This window comes from Klebsiella sp. HMSC25G12 (assembly GCF_001807705.1).
In the GTDB taxonomy this organism is placed as follows: Bacteria; Pseudomonadota; Gammaproteobacteria; order Enterobacterales; family Enterobacteriaceae; genus Klebsiella; species Klebsiella variicola.
Map to the genome: position 1 here is coordinate 142,568 of NZ_KV789927.1, position 15,092 is coordinate 157,659.

The following is a 15,092-nucleotide window of genomic DNA, read 5'->3' on the forward strand; positions in this document are numbered from 1 at the left end:
GGCGCCGGCTCTGGCTGATACGCCTGCGGCGCCGGCTGACCGGCATGCGGAGCATAAGCCGGCTGCTGATACGGCGCCGACTCTGGCTGGTACGCCTGCGGCGCAGGCTGAGCGGCATACGGATCGTAAGTCGGCTGCTGATACGGCGCCGGCTCTGGCTGATACGCCTGCGGCGCAGGCTGAGCAGCATGCGAAGCATAAGCCGGCTGCTGATACGGCGCCGGCTCTGGCTGATACCCTTGCGGCGCAGGCTGAGCGGCATACGGATCGTAAGTCGGCTGCTGATACGGCGCCGGCTCTGGCTGATACGCCTGCGGCGCAGGCTGAGCAGCATGCGAAGCATAAGCCGGCTGCTGATACGGCGCCGGCTCTGGCTGGTACGCCTGCAGCGCCGGCTGACCAGCGTGCGGATCGTAAACCGGCTGCTGATACGGCGCCGGCTCTGGCTGGTACGCCTGCGGCGGGTAACCCGCTTCCGGCTGATAAGCAGGCGCAGCGCCCTGATGGCCAGCCGCGGATTCAGCCCACGCCTGTGGCGCGGCAGTGGCCGCCGCCGCTGCACCCACGGGCTCAGCGATACTATGACCATTCAGCAACGGATCGTAAGGGTCGAAATCTCCAGGGCGCGCGGCGCTGGCGCCGGAGAACAGCACATCATCCTCTGTGGGACGTGCCGCGCTGGCGCCGGAAAACAGTACATCGTCGGCGGCGACAGGCGCACCGCTGGCGCTGTATTGCACCGCCTCTTCACCGTCATCCATCCGTTTGCCGGAGAAAAGCGCCGCGTCGGTTTTACGCCCCATGGGGTTGGTAAACTTCTCGGCCAGACGCTTACGTCGCGCCAGCGCGCTGCGTAAAATACGGGCACGACGCGACTCCTGAGGGGTTGCCGCCTCTTCGTCGTCGTACTCTTCATCATCGTCTTCGTATTCGCCTTCATCGACCCAGGTATCATCCCGACGGGTACGGTTGCTGGCAAAGGTCAGTACCGACAGGATGCCGCCGCCCAGTTTTTCCGCAATGCTGACCCACGACCAGCCGGTGAACAGCGTCAGGCCGGCCGCCCAGATGCATAACAGGGCGATGGTGCCGCCGCTGCTGTGCAGCAGCGGTTGCAGCGTGGTGCTCAGCAGGCTGCCGATCACTCCGCCCGAGGCAAAGTACCAGATATCATCGGCGTTAATGGCTGCCAGACCACAGGAGGTCAGGATCAGGGCTAACGCGCCAATGAGGCGCAGGGAAACGGCGAAATAATCAATGTATTCGTCGTTTTCCTGATGCCGCCAGGCAAACCAGCATCCGCCAATAATGATGACCGGGATGGTGTAGGCCATGACGCCAAAAATGAAAAAGAGGGTATCGGCAAGCCAGGCTCCAGGGGCGCCGCCTAAATTATGAATAGGCTCATGCCACGCCGTCTGCGACCAGCTTGGATCCGAGGGGTTAAAGCTCAGTAGTGCCGCCATCAGCCAGATGGCGAAGAGGGAGCAAAGGATGAGCATCGCCTCAAGGAGTCGGCGCCCGCTGCTGAGTTTGGTTAGTTTGACTTCTTTGTCTTCGGTGTATTCCTGGCTCAAGAAAGGCTCTCCAGGTATCAGGCTGTTTCCTGCCTGCTGCTAAAACGGACAACAGCGCCGGGTCTCCCCGGCACTGTTGCTGTATGGATTAACAGGAGTGTAATCAAACTACGTCGATTTTGCACCTGTTCCGTGTTAGCGCGTCTTAATAACCAGACGATTACTTTGCTTGACTTCTTCCATCACCACGTAGGTACGGGTGTCGTTTACGCCCGGCAGGCGCAGCAAGGTCTCGCCCAGTAATTTACGATACGCTGACATATCCGGTACGCGGGTTTTCAACAGGTAGTCGAAATCACCGGAAACCAGATGACACTCTTGAATTTCTTCAAGTTTTTGCACTGCGGCGTTAAATTGCTCAAACACATCCGGTGCGCCACGATTCAGAGTAATCTCAACAAATACCAGAAGTGATGCATCCAGATAATGCGGGTTGAGCAGCGCCGTATAGCCCTGAATAAAACCCTGTCTTTCAAGACGACGCACGCGCTCAAGGCAAGGCGTCGGAGAAAGTCCCACCCGTTTAGAAAGCTCGACGTTAGAAATTCGCCCATCTTTTTGCAATTCATTCAGGATGTTACGATCAATGCGGTCGAGATCTTTGCCTGGGCGCTTCTTGCTATCTACCATTATTATTGTCTCTCTGTATTCCTTCCCTACTCCTGTTCCGGCTCTGTGCCTTCACTGCCAGAGCCCATCCTGTTATTACCCGTACGACAATGGGTAACCCAGGGGTACGTGAGAAGCCCGTTGCCTGACGGCAGTCACCGACATCACGCATGGCGTCTGTCCACACCATGCGTAGATTTCGTTAACCCGGATAAAAATGGCATTTGCGTGCATGAAAATTCGCCGCACGCTAAATACTGCTTTTCTTCTTCCATGAATGTTTTCGCAAAAGCACAGGGGATTGTCAAAGCAAAACATCGATTTTTAGTACAAGATGCCAGATATTCATCATCCCCCCTGGTTGATTCTCATTTTTTCGTCTTATAATTGTCCCGCTGACAGTAGAAATAGTTATATTCTTTGCCGGTAAAATCACCAATTCATCGGTCGCTTCTATTGCACACATCGTTAACAAAATCGCTGCGCTCTTTTTTTACGACAACAAATTCCCTACAATCTCTGCCCAATGTATGCCAATTATTATGGGGATCTCATGGGCACAGCCAAACACAGTAAACTGCTTATCCTTGGTTCTGGACCTGCGGGATACACCGCGGCGGTCTATGCCGCACGCGCCAACCTGCAGCCGGTGCTGATCACCGGGATGGAAAAAGGCGGTCAGCTGACCACCACGACGGAAGTGGAAAACTGGCCGGGCGATCCTAACGATCTCACTGGCCCGCTGCTGATGGAGCGCATGCACGAACATGCCGCGAAATTTGAAACGGAAATTATTTTCGACCACATCAGCCGCGTCGATCTGCAAAACCGTCCGTTCCGTCTGACAGGCGATAGCGGTGAGTACACCTGTGATGCGCTGATCATTGCCACCGGCGCATCGGCGCGCTACCTCGGTCTGCCATCGGAAGAGGCGTTTAAAGGCCGTGGCGTTTCAGCTTGCGCCACCTGTGACGGATTCTTCTATCGCAATCAGAAAGTGGCGGTGATCGGCGGCGGTAACACCGCGGTTGAAGAGGCTCTGTATCTGTCCAATATTGCCTCTGAGGTGCATCTGATCCACCGTCGCGACGCCTTCCGCGCGGAAAAAATCCTCATCAAACGTCTGATGGATAAAGTGGCGAGCGGCAACATCGTGCTGCATACCGACCGCACCCTCGAAGAGGTGACCGGCGACCAGATGGGCGTCAGCGGCCTGCGCCTGCGCGATACCAAAAACAGCGACAACGTCGAGTCTCTGGAAGTGGCAGGCTTGTTCGTTGCCATTGGCCACAGCCCGAACACCGCCATCTTTGAAGGTCAGCTGGAACTGGAAAACGGCTATATCAAAGTGCAGTCCGGGATCCACGGCAACGCCACGCAAACCAGTATCCCGGGCGTATTTGCCGCTGGCGATGTCATGGACCATATCTATCGTCAGGCGATCACCTCCGCCGGCACCGGCTGCATGGCGGCGCTGGACGCCGAGCGTTACCTGGACGGTTTGGCCGACGCTTGCAAATAATCTTTACAAGTCAGTAACAAAGGTAAAGAAGGCGACGAAAAGTCGCCTTTATTTTTGCCGCGATGTAACATTGCCGTGCCCAATATTCCCATAACGATACCTGCAAAGCGCGCAATGAATAAAACCCGTCAACAAGAGTTAACCCGCTGGTTAAAACAGCAAAGTATTATCTCCCGTCGCTGGTTGATGATTTCCCGCCTGCTTGGCGTGGCAAGCGGTCTGCTGATCGTCGCGCAGGCCTGGTTCCTGGCGCGGATCCTGCACCGGATGGTGATGGAAAATATTCCGGCAACCGCCCTGCTGCTGCCGCTGACGCTGCTGGTACTGGTCTTTGTGCTGCGCGCCTGGGTGGTCTGGCTGCGTGAGCGGGTCGGTTTTCAGGCCGGGCAGCATATCCGCTATGAAATTCGCCGTCAGGTTCTCGACCGCCTCCAGCAGGCGGGCCCAGCCTGGATCCAGGGCAAACCGGCCGGCAGTTGGGCAACGCTTATCCTTGAGCAGATCGATGATATGCACGATTATTATGCGCGCTACCTGCCCCAGATGACGCTGGCGGCCTGCGTGCCGCTGCTGATCGTTATCACTATTTTCCCGATTAACTGGGCCGCCGCGTTGATCCTCCTCGGCACCGCCCCGCTAATCCCGCTTTTCATGGCGCTGGTCGGGATGGGCGCCGCCGATGCCAACCGGCGTAACTTCCAGGCGCTGGCCCGCCTGAGCGGCCATTTCCTCGACCGCCTGCGCGGCATGGAAACCCTGCGTATTTTTCACCGCGGTCAGGCAGAAATCGATAATATTCGCGACGCCTCGCAGGATTTTCGCCAACGCACCATGGAAGTCCTGCGTCTGGCCTTCCTCTCCTCCGGGGTGCTGGAGTTTTTCACCTCCCTCTCCATTGCGCTGGTGGCGGTCTATTTTGGCTTCTCTTACCTTGGCGAGCTGAACTTCGGCCACTATGGCGCGGGCGTCACGCTGATGGCAGGCTTCCTGACGCTGATCCTCGCGCCGGAATTTTTCCAGCCATTACGTGACCTGGGCACTTTCTACCATGCCAAAGCCCAGGCCGTGGGCGCCGCAGACAGCCTGAAAACGTTTATGGAAACCCCATTGACCCAGGTGGAGCGCGGCGAAAAAACCTTAAATGATAACGATCTGATTGGCGTGGAAGCGCGCGATCTGGTGATCAAATCTCCGGAAGGTAAAGTCCTGGCCGGGCCGCTTAACTTTTCACTGCCTGCTGGCGCACGCGTTGTGCTGGTGGGTCAGAGCGGCTCCGGGAAAAGTTCGCTGCTGAACACACTGCTCGGCTTTTTGCCCTACGAGGGCTCGCTGAAGGTGAACGGCGCAGAGCTGCGCGAACTGGACGCCGATCGCTGGCGCCGCCTGTTAAGCTGGGTGGGACAGAATCCTCAACTACCTGCCGCCACGCTGCGGGAAAATGTGCTGCTGGCATGGCCCGAAGCCAGCGATGCCCAGCTTCGGCTGGCGCTGGACAAGGCCTGGGTCAGTGAGTTTATCGCCCTGTTGCCGGACGGGATCCATACCGCCGTGGGCGATCAGGCGGGTCGTCTGTCGGTAGGTCAGGCGCAGCGTATCGCGGTTGCTCGCGCGCTGTTGGTGCCCTGCCGCCTGCTGTTGCTGGATGAACCCTTCGCCAGCCTCGACGCCCATAGCGAACAACGGGTGATGCAGGCCCTGACCCATGCCTCCACCGAGCAAACCACGCTGCTGGTCACCCACCAGCTCGAGGGACTGGCTGACTGGGATTCCGTCTGGGTCATGCAGGACGGACAGATTATCGAGCAAGGCGACTACGCCACGCTGGCCCGTGCCGGTGGGGTCTTCTCGGCGCTGCTGGCCCATCGTCAGGAGGAGATTTAAATGCGCGCACTTTTACCCTATCTGGCGCTCTATAAACGCCATAAATGGATGCTGCTGCTCGGCGTCGTGCTGGCCATCGTGACTCTGCTGGCCAGCATCGGCCTGCTGACGCTCTCCGGCTGGTTCCTCTCCGCCTCAGCGGTGGTGGGTGTCGCCGGGATCTACAGTTTTAACTATATGCTGCCTGCCGCGGGCGTCCGCGGCGCGGCGATTATCCGTACCGCCGGGCGCTACTTCGAGCGTCTGGTCAGTCATGACGCGACCTTCCGCGTGCTGCAGCACCTGCGCGTCTTCACCTTCAGCAAACTACTCCCCCTCTCTCCCGCGGGGCTGGCGCGCTTTCGCCAGGGTGAACTGCTCAACCGGGTGGTGGCCGATGTCGATACCCTGGATCATCTCTACCTGCGGGTGATTTCACCGCTGGTCGGCGCGCTGGTGGTGATTGTAGTGGTCACCTGCGGATTAAGCCTGCTCGACGTTACCCTTGCGCTGACGCTCGGCGGCATCATGCTGGTCACCCTGCTGGTTATGCCGCCGCTGTTCTATCGCGCAGGTAAACCAGCCGGCGAAAGTATGACGCAGTTGCGCGGCCAGTATCGCCAACAGCTCACTGCCTGGCTGCAGGGCCAGGCAGAGCTGATGGTGTTTAACGCCAGCGACCGCTACCGCGCGCAAATGGAAAAGACCGAGCTCAGCTGGCAGGACGCACAGCGCCGTCAGGCCGAGCTGACCGCGCTTTCGCAGGCAGTAATGCTGTTAATCGGCGGCATCGCCGTGGTGGCCATGCTCTGGCTGGCGTCCGCCGGCATCGGGGGTAACAGCCAGCCAGGGGCGCTGATCGCGCTGTTTGTTTTCTGCGCCCTGGCGGCCTTCGAAGCCTTGGCGCCAGTCACTGGCGCTTTCCAGCATTTAGGTCAGGTGATCGCCTCCGCACGACGGATTTCGCAGATCACCGACCAGCAGCCGGAGGTCACTTTCGTCGAGGGTGAAGCCAGCGTGCCTGCGCAGGTGGCCTTAACCTTCACGCAGGTTACCTTCCGCTATCCGCACCAGCCCTCCCCCGCCCTGGAGAATATCTCCCTGCAGATTGCTGCCGGAGAGCATATCGCCATTCTTGGCCGGACCGGCTGCGGAAAGTCGACGCTGTTGCAACTCCTCACCCGGGCCTGGGATCCAACGCAGGGAGAGATTTTGCTCAACGACCAGCCGCTGTCCCAGCTCAGCGAAGCCACCCTGCGTCAGGCGATGAGCGTGGTGCCGCAGCGCGTGCACCTGTTCAGCGCTACGCTGCGCGACAACCTGCTGCTGGCGGCGCCAGACGCTGACGATACCGCGCTCTGCGCGACCCTCGAGAAAGTGGGGCTGGAAAAACTGCTGGAAGATGGCGGACTGAACAGCTGGCTGGGGGAAGGCGGGCGCCAGCTATCCGGCGGCGAACTGCGCCGGCTGGCGATTGCCCGCGCACTGCTCCACGATGCGCCGCTGATGCTGCTCGATGAGCCGACAGAAGGCCTGGATGCGGCCACCGAAAGCCAGATCCTGCATCTTCTGGCGGAAGTGATGCGCGAGAAAACCGTGCTGATGGTGACTCACCGCCTGCGGGGCCTGGCGCGTTTTAATCAGATAATAGTCATGGACAACGGCCAGATAATTGAGCAAGGTAGTCACGCGGATCTGCTCGCTAAACAGGGCCGGTACTTCCAGTTTAAACAGCGTCTGTAGGCTATTATCTAATTTTTGCTGATGCGTATTGAGGTTAAAATGCGTCTGGTTCAGCTCTCCCGGCATTCTATCGCCTTCCCTTCCCCGGAAGGCGCCCTCCGTGAACCTAACGGCCTGCTGGCGCTCGGCGGCGATCTGAGCCCGGCACGTCTGCTGATGGCCTATCAGCGCGGTATTTTTCCATGGTTTTCTCCGGGCGACCCGATCCTCTGGTGGTCGCCCGATCCCCGGGCGGTGCTCTGGCCGGAACAGTTTCATCTCAGCCGCAGCATGAAGCGTTTTCATCAGCGTTCGCCTTATCGCGTCACGCTGAATCATGCCTTTGGTGAGGTCATTGAAGGCTGCGCCAGCGATCGTGACGAAGGCACCTGGATAACCAGCAGTATCGTTCGCGCCTATCACCAACTCCATGAGCTGGGCCATGCCCATTCCATTGAAGTCTGGCAAGAGAATACGCTGGTAGGTGGAATGTACGGCGTGGCGCAGGGGGCGCTGTTTTGCGGCGAATCGATGTTCAGCCGGGCAGAAAATGCCTCCAAAACCGCGCTGCTGGTATTCTGTCAGGCTTTTACGCAGAGTGGTGGTAAATTAATCGACTGCCAGGTACTGAACAACCATACCGCCTCATTAGGCGCGGTGGATATTCCCCGCCGCGATTATCTTGACTACCTGTCAGTATTACGCGGCTACCGCCTGCCCGAGCTATTTTGGGTGCCGCGGGTGCTATTTCCGGGCGCGCAATAAAAATGTTTTCAGCACATTTTGCGTCAGGATGGTATAATTGCGCGGTAGAGTAGCTTCTGCCTGTTGCCCCGCCGCCGTTTGGGAATAATAAGAGTCAGATAACGCCCATCGTTCTGTCACTCCCCTTTACGTTTGCGCCTGTCACGCGGCATAGCCGTGTGTGTTCCGGGCAATGCGCCAAAACTACTTCGGCGATTCATACCCGTCATATATCCGTTGCCGGTGTGCTGACTGCGCACCTTGCGGCAAGGCGAATGATTCAGGGTAGATACGTAAAACTTTACTTACATGATGAACTTCGGCATTATCTTGCCGGTTCAAAACTACGGTAGTGATACCCCAGAGGACTAGATGGCCAAAGAAGACAATATTGAAATGCAGGGCACCGTACTTGAAACGTTGCCTAACACTATGTTCCGCGTAGAACTGGAAAACGGTCACGTGGTAACTGCGCATATTTCCGGTAAAATGCGTAAAAACTACATCCGCATTCTGACGGGCGACAAAGTGACTGTTGAGCTGACCCCGTACGACCTGAGCAAAGGCCGCATTGTCTTCCGTAGTCGCTGATTGTTTTCGCCCTTAAGGCGTCAGATGCTGAAGGCCGGGATAATTCCCGGTCTTTTCATATCTGCCGCCGGCAAAAAAAAACCGGCCCAGGGCCGGTTTTTACGTTGAAGACATCGCTTTAGTGGGCGGCTTCCGGTTTGTGCTTCTGCGCGCTCTGGAAATCGTAGGTCAGCGCATTCTTCGCGCTGTCCAGAGACACTGTCACCTGGCCACCATCGACCAGCGAGCCGAACAGCAGCTCGTTCGCCAGCGGCTTTTTCAGGTTGTCCTGAATGACGCGTCCCATTGGACGTGCACCCATCGCCCGGTCGTAACCTTTCTCCGCCAGCCAGTCGCGCGCTTCCTGACTGACTTCCAGGGAGACGCCTTTCTGGTCCAGCTGGACCTGCAGCTCGACGATAAACTTGTCGACAACCTGATGGATCACCGTGGTAGAGAGATGATCGAACCAGATAATGTTGTCGAGGCGGTTACGGAACTCCGGCGTAAAGATCTTCTTGATCTCATCCATTGCATCCGGACTGTTGTCCTGCTGAATAAGGCCAATCGATTTACGCTCAGTTTCCCGCACCCCGGCGTTAGTGGTCATCACCAGCACCACGTTGCGGAAGTCCGCTTTACGCCCGTTGTTATCGGTCAGCGTACCGTTATCCATCACCTGCAGCAGCAGGTTGAACACATCCGGATGCGCTTTTTCGATCTCATCAAGCAGCAGCACCGCGTGCGGATGTTTAATCACCGCATCGGTCAGCAGCCCGCCCTGATCGAAGCCAACGTAGCCCGGAGGCGCCCCGATTAAACGGCTGACGGTATGACGTTCCATATATTCGGACATGTCAAAACGCAGCAGCTCAATACCCAGCGCCTTCGCCAGCTGCACGGTCACTTCGGTTTTCCCGACCCCGGTAGGCCCGGCGAACAGGAATGACCCAACCGGCTTGTGCTCATGGCCCAGCCCGGCGCGCGCCATTTTGATGGCTTCGGTCAGCGCCTCAATGGCTTTATCCTGACCGAAGACCAGCATTTTCAGACGGTCGCCAAGGTTTTTCAGCGTATCGCGATCGCTCTGGGAGACGCTCTTCTCAGGGATCCGCGCAATCCGCGCCACCACTGACTCGATATCCGCCACATTGACCGTTTTCTTACGCTTGCTGACCGGCATTAAGCGCGCCCGCGCGCCCGCTTCGTCAATGACGTCAATTGCCTTATCCGGCAGATGACGATCGTTAATGTATTTTACCGCCAGCTCAACCGCCGCACGCACCGCCTTAGCGGTATAACGCACGTCATGGTGCGCTTCGTACTTCGGCTTCAGGCCGTTGATAATCTGCACCGTCTCTTCCACCGACGGTTCGGTGATATCGATCTTCTGGAAACGACGGGCCAGCGCACGATCTTTCTCAAAGATGTTGCTGAACTCCTGGTAGGTGGTGGAGCCGATCACCCGGATCTTGCCGCTGGAAAGCAGCGGTTTAATCAGGTTAGCCGCATCGACCTGGCCGCCAGAAGCCGCCCCCGCACCGATAATGGTGTGGATTTCATCAATAAACAGGATGCTGTTGGTATCCTGCTCCAGCTGTTTGAGCAACGCTTTGAAGCGTTTTTCAAAATCGCCACGATATTTGGTCCCTGCCAGCAAAGAGCCAATGTCGAGCGAGTAGATGGTGCAGTCGGCCATCACTTCCGGCACATCGCCCTGCACAATGCGCCAGGCAAGGCCTTCGGCGATCGCAGTTTTACCGACGCCGGATTCACCCACCAGCAATGGGTTATTTTTACGGCGACGGCACAGGACCTGAATCGCACGCTCCAGCTCTTTTTCACGGCCGATCAGGGGATCAATGCCGCCGACGCGAGCAAGCTGATTGAGGTTGGTGGTGAAGTTTTCCATACGTTCCTCCCCGCCGGCTTGCTCTTCATTGCCAGGCTGGCTTCCGCTGTTATCGGAAGACTGGCTCGGCTCGTCTTTGCGTGTACCATGAGAAATGAAGTTCACCACATCGAGTCGGCTGACTTCATGTTTACGCAGCAGGTAAGCGGCCTGCGACTCCTGCTCGCTGAAAATGGCCACCAGTACGTTGGCGCCGGTCACTTCGCTGCGGCCAGAAGATTGCACGTGGAAGACGGCGCGCTGCAGCACACGCTGGAAGCTCAGCGTCGGCTGGGTGTCGCGCTCTTCTTCCGTGGCTGGCAGGACGGGTGTGGTTTGTTCGATGAAGGCTTCAAGTTCCTGACGCAATGCCACCAGGTCCACTGAACACGCTTCCAGGGCCTCACGGGCCGAGGGGTTGCTTAGCAGAGCCAGCAGCAAGTGCTCGACGGTCATAAACTCATGACGGTGCTCGCGCGCTCTGGCGAAAGCCATATTTAAACTGAGTTCCAGTTCTTGATTGAGCATAGGCACCTCCCCCAATTTTCATGCCTGTATTCAGGCTTTTTCCAGCGTACACAGCAATGGATGCTCGTTCTCCCTCGCGTACTGATTCACCATAGCGACTTTGGTCTCCGCCACTTCCGCGGTAAACACGCCACAAATCGCCTTACCTTCATAGTGAACCGTGAGCATCAGTTGCGTTGCACGTTCAACATCATAAGAAAAGAATTTTTGTAACACGTCAATAACAAACTCCATTGGAGTGTAGTCATCATTGACCAATATCACTTTATACATAGATGGCGGTTTAATCGCATCACGAACTTCGTCGTCAACCAGGTGCTCGAAGTCCAGCCAATCTCTCTTACTCATCGTCAGTGTTCATCATCGGTTGCTGTTGCCAACAGGCGGAGGCCTGTCGATGACCAGAGGTTATGCTCATCACAAATCTACAACAGATCATAGATAACTATCATCTATCGCTTCTATCCGCGACGGCTGTCACATTCCCCGGCAATAGCGTTAACTGCTTCAAATTTTGACGCATTTTTCGCCGTCCCCCCTCCTCAATCGCTTGACGCGTTTTCGTATTTCTCTAAATTGTAGTGGCGAGAGTTGGCGAGCAATTGAACAACTCGTCACTCCACCACCGGTTCATTCCATCTTACTTATAAAGATTTACGAAGGATGTCGAAGTATGGAAATGGGTACTGTTAAGTGGTTCAACAATGCCAAAGGGTTCGGTTTTATCTGCCCTGAGGGCGGCGGCGAAGACATTTTCGCCCATTACTCCACCATCCAGATGGATGGTTACAGAACGCTAAAAGCCGGACAAGCCGTTCGGTTTGATGTTCACCAGGGGCCAAAAGGCAACCACGCCAGCGTGATCGTCCCTGTGGAAGCGGAAACGGCTGCATAACTCTTTTGCTTCATTGTGTACATCCTGCTAATAAAATGCCAGTCCTTCTGACTGGCATTTTTATTTCTATTCGCGTGCCAGCGCATCCACCGGATCGAGCCGTGCCGCGTTGCGCGCTGGCAGCCAACCAAACAGCACCCCAGTCAACGTCGAACAGAGAAAAGCCGTTAGCAGAGCCAGCGGGGAAAAACCGATCTCCCAGCCGGGCAGAAACAGCTGCAGAATAAATGCGATCATCAGCGATAACGTGACCCCCAGCGCGCCACCGACCAGGCAAACCAGCACCGCTTCGATGAGAAACTGCTGCAGTACATCGCTGGCCCGCGCGCCAACCGCCATGCGGATGCCGATTTCGCGCGTCCGTTCGGTCACCGACACCAGCATAATATTCATTACACCAATACCGCCAACCACCAGGGCAATCACCGCCACCAATGTCAGGAACAGCTGTAAGGTATGTGTGGTCCTTTCTGCGGTTTTCAAGATGCTGTCCATATTCCAGGTGAATACATCTTTTTTACCATGCCGCAGCTCCAGTAGACGCAGCAGCTGTTTCTCCGCGGTTTCACTGTCATAACCTTCATGAACGCGTACCGTAATGGAGTTCAGCCACGACTGGCCCATCACTCTTCCCGCCATGGTGGTGTAAGGCAACCAGACGCGGAGAATTTTACTGCTGCCAAACATTGACTGTTTTTCATCCGCGACGCCGATCACCGTGGCCGGCATATTGCCCACCAGAATCACCTCGCCCACCACTTTCGCTTTATTGGGAAACAGCTGGCGACGGGTATTGCTGTCGAGCACTACCACCTGCGCCCGACTGTTGAGCTGCAGTTCATTAAAGGTATTGCCTTCGCTGAAGGTCATGCCGTAAACATTAAAGTACTGCGGCCCGACCCCCTCCGCGCTGGCGGCAACGTCAATATTGTTGGCGCGCAGGCGCAGGCTTTTCGATACCGCCGGCGTGGCGGAACGCACCCATGGCTGTTTCTGGATCGCCAGCAAATCGTCATACTTCAGCGCCTGCTGATAACGCGGGTCGTCATCGCCAAAATCCTTTCCGGGATAGACATCGATGGTATTGGTGCCGATGGCGCGAATATCCGCCAGCACCATCTGTTTGGCGGCATCACCGACCACCACGATCGATACCACCGACGCAATGCCGATAATAATGCCGAGCATAGTCAGCAGGGTACGCATTTTATTCGCCGCCATCGCCCGCCACGCCATAACCAGCGCTTCGCGAAAGCCACTGGTAAACTGACGCCACGCCGAGGGTTCCGGCTGCTGACGGGCGCGCAGCCCACCGCCCTGGCGGCTGCCGGGCGGATTGCGGACGATCTCGCCATCGCGGATCTCAATGATCCGTTCCGCCTGGGCCGCGACCTGCGGATCGTGGGTGACAATGATGACCGTATGGCCCTGAGCTTTGAGCTGATGCAGGATCGCCATCACCTCTTCGCCGGAATGGCTGTCCAGCGCGCCGGTCGGTTCATCCGCCAGAATCACTTCCCCGCCGTTCATCAGCGCACGGGCGATACTCACCCGCTGCTGCTGGCCGCCGGACAGTTGCGACGGCTGATAGTCAGCCCGATCGCCAAGCCCCAGACGCACCAGCAGATCATGGGCGCGCGCCAGGCGTGCCCGTCGCTCGCTGCCGGCATACACCGCAGGCACTTCAACGTTCTGCGCGGCGGTAAGATGTGACAGCAAGTGGTAGCGTTGAAAGATAAAACCAAAGTGTTCCCGCCGCAGCCGAGCCAGCGCATCGCCATTCAGTTGCGCGATATCGGTTCCCGCCACCCGGTAGGTGCCGCTGGTCGGTTTGTCGAGACAGCCGAGAATATTCATCAGCGTCGATTTGCCCGAGCCGGAGGCACCCACGATCGCCACCATCTCCCCCGCATTGATGCTGAGGGTGATCCCCTTCAGTACCTCAACGCTGCCGTCGCCGGAAGGGTAGCTGCGACGAATATCACGCAGCTCAAGCAGCGCCGTCATTTTGCCGCCCCGCTCGCGCTCTCGCCGACGATCACTTCATCTCCCTCATCCAGCCCCTGCACCACCGCGACGTCGGTATCGTTGCGGGCGCCAATGGCAACCTCACGCTCTTTTACCTCGCCGGTGCGCAACAACCGGACGTGATAGCGGTTATCACCCACCGCGTCACCCAGGGCGCTCAGCGGGATGGTAATCACGTTTTTCACCTCGGCCAGCTGGATATGCACCTGCGCGGTCATGTCGAGACGCAGGATGCCCTGCGGATTCGGCACCTCGAAGCGGGCATAGTAGAAAATGGCGTCATTGACTTTTTCCGGCGTCGGCAAAATGTCTTTCAGCGTGCCTTCATAGCGAGTCAGCGGATCCCCCAGCACGGTAAACCACGCCTTTTGCCCCGGTCTGAGGTGGATGACATCCGCCTCAGAGACCTGCGCTTTGACCAGCATGGTGCTGAGATCCGCCAGCGTCAGAATGTTCGGCGCCTGCTGGGCGGCGATCACCGTCTGTCCCTGCAGGGTGGTAATTTGCGTCACTTCGCCAGCCATCGGCGCCAGGATCCGCGTGTAGTCGAGGTTGGTCTTCGCGGTGTCGAGCGTCGCCTGGTTACGCTTGATTTGCGCTTCAATAGTGCCGATCTGCGCTTGTTTCACCGCCAGATCGGTGGCCGCGGTATCAAGGTCCTGTCGCGAGACCAGCTGGCGCTGCGCCAGCTGCTGCTGACGGGCCAGAGTCACCTGCGCCAGTTTGCTCTCCGCGCGCGCCTGATTGAGCTGGGCACGCAGTTCCATCAGCGTCGCTTCAACCTCTTTAATTTGGTTTTGCGCCTGCTCCGGATCGATAACCCCCAGCAACTGGTCCTTTTTGACCTTATCGCCGATATTGACGTGCAGCGTTTTCAGCTGTCCGCTGACCTGGGCGCCGACGTCAACTTTCCGCAGGGCATCCAGCTTACCGGTGGCCAGCACGCTCTGCTGGAGGTCACCTTTGCGCACCACCAGCGTCTGGTAGTTCGGCAGCGGCGCATTCAGGATCCGCCATCCCCAGACGGCCAGACCCAGCACAACGATCGCTAACAACCACCAGATTGTTCTGCGTTTTCCCTTCACTTTCATTATCCGATTCCTGCTGTTTCCCTGCCGCTCCAGACGGTGATTCTATCCAAACCCG

The 15,092-nt window shown here is 57.5% G+C and carries 12 protein-coding genes; 6 read left to right on the plus strand and 6 right to left on the minus strand.

Annotated elements, in window-relative coordinates; translation table 11 throughout:
• Together HMPREF3096_RS31690 and lrp are read right to left on the minus strand one after the other, a co-directional pair.
• Window positions 1–1,577 (minus strand): DNA translocase FtsK 4TM domain-containing protein (locus HMPREF3096_RS31690; RefSeq protein ID WP_228704815.1); only part of this gene is annotated, 1,577 nt, incomplete at its 3' end.
• Window positions 1,578–1,712: 135 nt separating this feature from the next.
• Window positions 1,713–2,207 (minus strand): leucine-responsive transcriptional regulator Lrp, encoded by a 495-nt coding sequence (lrp, locus tag HMPREF3096_RS27325; RefSeq protein WP_000228469.1) that lies wholly within the window; start codon window positions 2,205–2,207, stop codon window positions 1,713–1,715.
• A gap of 532 nt (window positions 2,208–2,739) precedes the next feature.
• Here lrp and trxB point away from each other — a divergent pair.
• From trxB to infA, 5 genes are all read left to right on the plus strand, one after another.
• Window positions 2,740–3,708, plus strand: a complete 969-nt coding sequence (trxB, locus tag HMPREF3096_RS27330; protein ID WP_012542328.1) for a thioredoxin-disulfide reductase — start codon at window positions 2,740–2,742, stop codon at window positions 3,706–3,708.
• A gap of 114 nt (window positions 3,709–3,822) precedes the next feature.
• Window positions 3,823–5,589: a heme ABC transporter permease/ATP-binding protein CydD gene (cydD, locus tag HMPREF3096_RS27335; RefSeq protein ID WP_032729864.1), complete on the plus strand. Its 1,767-nt coding sequence runs from the start codon at window positions 3,823–3,825 to the stop codon at window positions 5,587–5,589.
• Complete coding sequence (cydC, locus tag HMPREF3096_RS27340) at window positions 5,590–7,311, plus strand: heme ABC transporter ATP-binding protein/permease CydC (protein ID WP_023322275.1); 1,722 nt, start codon at window positions 5,590–5,592, stop codon at window positions 7,309–7,311.
• A 39-nt stretch (window positions 7,312–7,350) separates the two neighbouring features.
• Window positions 7,351–8,055, plus strand: coding sequence for a leucyl/phenylalanyl-tRNA--protein transferase (gene aat / locus HMPREF3096_RS27345; protein WP_008805841.1), 705 nt, complete (start codon window positions 7,351–7,353; stop codon window positions 8,053–8,055).
• Window positions 8,056–8,406: 351 nt separating this feature from the next.
• On the plus strand, window positions 8,407–8,625 hold the full coding sequence (infA, locus tag HMPREF3096_RS27350) for a translation initiation factor IF-1 (RefSeq protein WP_001040187.1): 219 nt from the start codon (window positions 8,407–8,409) through the stop codon (window positions 8,623–8,625).
• Window positions 8,626–8,743: 118 nt separating this feature from the next.
• Here the strand turns inward: infA and clpA are convergent, their stop codons facing one another.
• Complete coding sequence (gene clpA, locus HMPREF3096_RS27355; RefSeq protein WP_012542332.1) at window positions 8,744–11,023, minus strand: ATP-dependent Clp protease ATP-binding subunit ClpA; 2,280 nt, start codon at window positions 11,021–11,023, stop codon at window positions 8,744–8,746.
• Window positions 11,024–11,053: 30 nt separating this feature from the next.
• Entirely contained in the window at window positions 11,054–11,371 is a 318-nt protein-coding gene (clpS, locus tag HMPREF3096_RS27360) for an ATP-dependent Clp protease adapter ClpS (RefSeq protein WP_002896520.1), read from the minus strand.
• Between the two features lie 325 nt (window positions 11,372–11,696).
• Between clpS and cspD the strand changes: the two genes are divergently transcribed.
• Window positions 11,697–11,918 (plus strand): cold shock-like protein CspD, encoded by a 222-nt coding sequence (cspD, locus tag HMPREF3096_RS27365; protein WP_002896516.1) that lies wholly within the window; start codon window positions 11,697–11,699, stop codon window positions 11,916–11,918.
• 66 nt (window positions 11,919–11,984) lie between these two features.
• Here the strand turns inward: cspD and macB are convergent, their stop codons facing one another.
• Entirely contained in the window at window positions 11,985–13,925 is a 1,941-nt protein-coding gene (gene macB, locus HMPREF3096_RS27370) for a macrolide ABC transporter ATP-binding protein/permease MacB (RefSeq protein ID WP_008805839.1), read from the minus strand.
• Complete coding sequence (gene macA / locus HMPREF3096_RS27375) at window positions 13,922–15,037, minus strand: macrolide transporter subunit MacA (RefSeq protein ID WP_008805838.1); 1,116 nt, start codon at window positions 15,035–15,037, stop codon at window positions 13,922–13,924. Before macA ends, macB begins: the two co-directional genes overlap by 4 nt.
• Window positions 15,038–15,092: the final 55 nt, after the last annotated feature.

Excerpts from the sequence above, each read along its gene's own strand:
- trxB (WP_012542328.1), top strand. The coding sequence starts at position 2,740 with ATGGGCACAGCCAAACACAGTAAACTGCTTATCCTTGGTTCTGGACCT.
- lrp (WP_000228469.1), bottom strand. The coding sequence starts at position 2,207 with ATGGTAGATAGCAAGAAGCGCCCAGGCAAAGATCTCGACCGCATTGAT.
- cydC (WP_023322275.1), top strand. The coding sequence starts at position 5,590 with ATGCGCGCACTTTTACCCTATCTGGCGCTCTATAAACGCCATAAATGG.
- macB (WP_008805839.1), bottom strand. The coding sequence starts at position 13,925 with ATGACGGCGCTGCTTGAGCTGCGTGATATTCGTCGCAGCTACCCTTCC.
- infA (WP_001040187.1), top strand. The coding sequence starts at position 8,407 with ATGGCCAAAGAAGACAATATTGAAATGCAGGGCACCGTACTTGAAACG.
- cspD (WP_002896516.1), top strand. The coding sequence starts at position 11,697 with ATGGAAATGGGTACTGTTAAGTGGTTCAACAATGCCAAAGGGTTCGGT.
- cydD (WP_032729864.1), top strand. The coding sequence starts at position 3,823 with ATGAATAAAACCCGTCAACAAGAGTTAACCCGCTGGTTAAAACAGCAA.
- clpA (WP_012542332.1), bottom strand. The coding sequence starts at position 11,023 with ATGCTCAATCAAGAACTGGAACTCAGTTTAAATATGGCTTTCGCCAGA.
- clpS (WP_002896520.1), bottom strand. The coding sequence starts at position 11,371 with ATGAGTAAGAGAGATTGGCTGGACTTCGAGCACCTGGTTGACGACGAA.
- aat (WP_008805841.1), top strand. The coding sequence starts at position 7,351 with ATGCGTCTGGTTCAGCTCTCCCGGCATTCTATCGCCTTCCCTTCCCCG.
- macA (WP_008805838.1), bottom strand. The coding sequence starts at position 15,037 with ATGAAAGTGAAGGGAAAACGCAGAACAATCTGGTGGTTGTTAGCGATC.